Genomic DNA, 2,820 nt, shown 5'->3' with positions numbered 1-2,820 from the left:
GCATTGTTCAATTGTTATTTCCCAACAACTCTACTATATATGTGGTCTATGCCTAAGTCCCAAGTGACTGAAGATAGAACATTTTTTTATGTTGTGCGGAACGCTAAACGCCATATCCATGAGACCAAGAGAAGAAATGATATTTCCCAATATTCAATTCCGTAACGGTTAAAACCCGAGGTAATTATCAATTATCCATGATCAATTATCAATTAATGAACGCCTGACTCCTGAAGCTAAATAGAGCGTTTCTACTCCTCCTGCCAAAACAGTAGCAACCGAAGAGCCACTTGTAGACTTGCCTCTAACTCCTATTTCCAAGCCTGGAGCGTAGCAGTTGACTTGCGGCATCTGACAGCACCAATTTAAGGGTTGACCATTAATATCTGCCGCTGAAACGGCAATTACATCAGATAAACGAGCTGGAAAGAGTAATGTCTCAGCACCCCTATTTCCAGCAGCTGCTAAAACCACACAACCTGCTTTGATTGCTTGACGCACCGCCTGAGTTACAACAGTTGTGCCGCGAATTCGTCCTAAAGGCATGATAATCACATCTGCCTTTTCGTAAACAGCCCAACGAATTCCTTTGGCTAAAGCTTCTGCACCCCTATGTGGGTCGCCTGTTCCCAGAACTTTTCCTACTAAAAGCACAGAAGCAGGAACCAATCCCCAAAATCCATTTGTTCCCTGAGCAACCAATAATCTGGCGTTTTTTGTGCCGTGTCCAGTGGGATCGAAAACCCCACCAGACCCTGTGAAATCTCGCGCTCGAATTTGAGCGCTTTGCAGTTGACTATCGGTTCCGGAAATCCCAGAGTCCAGTAGTGCGACTCGCATTCCTGCTCCATCCTCCTTGTTCAAAGCCGGATGCCAACGCAGTCGGTTTGGATGACTGCTATTAGAGGTAAAATGACGAAGGACTTCTCGCAGATCGAGTTGGGTTTGCGAGTTTTTCACGGGAGAAGGGGTAGAAACCATACTCAATTCTGGGAAAAGGGATCAAAAGTTCAGACTACGAGAAGATAGGACACTTAGGCGTACAACTTCCAGTAATAGTTAATAATGTAGTGACCGCCATGTCCATAGAAGTGAGCGGTACGAATGCCAGAAGTTGGGCTACCCCATTTGCCATTAGGATAATACCAACGCGCACCGAAACTAGGAACAGTACAACTTAGAACCTTGACAGGGAAAATATCATCTTTAAACAAATTGATGATCCAGCCGATCAGCTTGTCTACAAGCCAAGCTGTAATTTGTCCGATAGCTTTCGCAATTGCCGGCCCGACTAGAGAGGATAAAGCACCTGCTACAGCCTTAGCGATCGCCTTTTTGACATAATCCCGAATTTTGACATAAATAGTATTCAAAACTGAGGAAAGTCCTCCGTTATCTTTTTCTGCCAAAATCAGAGAAACCTTGTAAGCTTTCGGCCAATATTGACCTTCCCGCATATTGAACCAGTGATATTTCCAATGAGGAGAGTAGGTTTTTTGATCTCCATCATCAAATCCACCTCCAATAAATTTTTCAGGAACCTTCTTCGTATCACCAGTTTCATCGACGGAAACACCAGCCAAGGCAATTTCGTCACTTCCCCAGAACTCTGGGTTTGTTTCATCAAGACATTTAACTCGCGTGATATAAAATCCAAGTTTGTCTGTAACAGCTTGTTCTTCAAAGTCGTCTGAATCACTCACTCCGAATGGATCTTCTGAGTAGACAGGCCCCCAAACTTGTTGCAGTTTTTCTGCATCATAAACTTCGGAATCAACAGAAGTTTTAACAACCTCTTGAGCTGCTCCCTCAAAATCAGTTTGATTGGAAATTCTAGCCGGAAGTTGATCTTTAGGAATAAGCAAACCCGCATCGGTCATTTGAGCAACACTTTGTGGTAAGGTAAGAACAGGAGTTTTTAATCCCAGAAGTTTTTGGTCAATTTCGAGTTTCGGTAAGACATTTGCTTCTTCAACGCGATCTATTCCCATGCTGAGATATTCTTGGCTACTCAGTTTTCCGTAACGTCCAAACTGAATCTCTCGTATTGCTTGAGGTGCCATTGTCAGTTCGGTGGCTTTGGATCGGACACTGGCACGCTTCTCCTCATTCATGCCTTTGATGGCTTCTTGAAAAGTTGCCTCCAATGTTTCCGGACGAGCCTGTTGTTCTACATTAGCAGCCGCAGTTGTAAAAGAATACTTAGCTGCATCTAGAACATCATTGGCAATCTTACGCAGTTCGCTATTTTCGATGTCTGCAATTTGATCTGTATCAGAAACTGTAGGTTTCAAGAACCCAGGTTCTAGAGTTAATCTAGTAGAGTCAATGTTTGAAAAGTCTTGCATAATTATTTTCTCGTTGAAATTCTATTCTTGCGAATAATTTTTCTGACTTGAGTTGAGGCATTTAATTGTTTCATGCTTCAACCCTCTTGTTACTATTAACGGTTTCGCCACAGAAAATATTCCCAAATTTCTCAAAAATCTTTTTTTCAAAAGGTCTAGATGTAGATCAAAATTTTGCTATACAAAAGTTATAGCATTTTTATTTTCTGGGATATTAATGCCAATAGCATTTCTGCCTGATTCAATACTCAAGTATATGTATAGTGCGATCAATTTCTGGTTGTCCCAGATTTATAGTAAAGAATCTTGGACTGACAAGTCGAGGTCACTTGTTTATAACTCCCATCTCTGGGGCATTAATACCAATTGCGTTACTGTCTGATTCAACACTCAAATATATCTATAGTCTAATAAATTTCTAGTTATCCCAAGTTTTAGTCTAAGTTCCTTAGTCTAAAACTTGGGATAACTA

General features: G+C 41.6%; 2 protein-coding genes. Both read right to left on the bottom strand.

Annotated features, from left to right (window positions below):
• Positions 1-201: 201 nt before the first annotated feature.
• Positions 202-981, bottom strand: coding sequence for a S8 family serine peptidase (locus F6K13_RS26785; RefSeq protein ID WP_287242041.1), 780 nt, complete (start codon positions 979-981; stop codon positions 202-204).
• A 53-nt stretch (positions 982-1,034) separates the two neighbouring features.
• Positions 1,035-2,348: a hypothetical protein gene (locus F6K13_RS26780; protein WP_287242038.1), complete on the bottom strand. Its 1,314-nt coding sequence runs from the start codon at positions 2,346-2,348 to the stop codon at positions 1,035-1,037.
• Positions 2,349-2,820 lie beyond the last annotated feature (472 nt).

This window comes from Okeania sp. SIO2B9 (assembly GCF_010672505.1).
Taxonomy (GTDB): Bacteria; Cyanobacteriota; Cyanobacteriia; order Cyanobacteriales; family Microcoleaceae; genus Okeania; species Okeania hirsuta.
This window is presented reverse-complemented; position numbering and strand designations above follow the sequence as displayed.